The organism is Bacillus sp. JJ864, from assembly GCF_036963045.1.
Lineage (GTDB): Bacteria > Bacillota > Bacilli > Bacillales > Bacillaceae_G > Bacillus_A > Bacillus_A pseudomycoides_C.
Map to the genome: position 1 here is coordinate 1 of NZ_JBALLY010000227.1, position 616 is coordinate 616.

1 protein-coding gene is annotated in these 616 nt (G+C 28.9%); it reads right to left on the reverse strand.

Annotation, left to right across the window (positions count from 1 at the left end):
• Positions 1–89: 89 nt before the first annotated feature.
• On the reverse strand, positions 90–616 hold a 527-nt coding region (locus V7024_RS23630), incomplete at its 5' end, for a hypothetical protein (RefSeq protein WP_335524485.1).

The window sequence follows — 616 nt, forward strand, 5'->3', positions numbered from 1 at the left end:
TATATATTGAATGTATCTTAAAGGGGGTTATGCACATTGAATACATATTAAATGTACATTCAATGTTATGGTGTTCTAGCGGAATATTTTCACTCTTTAACTTCTTTCACTAATACTCTATAGTGGAAACGTTGAATATTATAGCCACCAGCATGTGTTGTCCATACATGAGCTTTTCCTTTATTTCCAATAACAGTACCATTTATTGCTCCATTTTGAGCAATTCTTAAAGCTGTTGCATCTGAAATTTCACCAGCAACCTCTTTAATACGTTCTATAAAATTTTTCTTTTTATTATTAACTTCATCAATCAAGTAGTCTTCTAATACTTCTTCGAAATATTCACCATGCTTAGCATACTTTACAAAAATATCACTTATCTTTTTATTATGTGCTTTGAAAAATTCTTGTTTTTCATCATGCAAACATTGTGTAATGTAATGATTTATAGAGAATCCTTGTAAACCTTTTTCGATTGCTTCACTTTTAAACTTCTGACGATCTCCTATTTTTAAATATTCTTCTTTTTGCTGTATGTAATGTTCAAATGCTTTCTTTTTCCATTCATTTAAAAATGTATCAATAACAGCTAACCCATCTTTTTCACTTAGCTTTT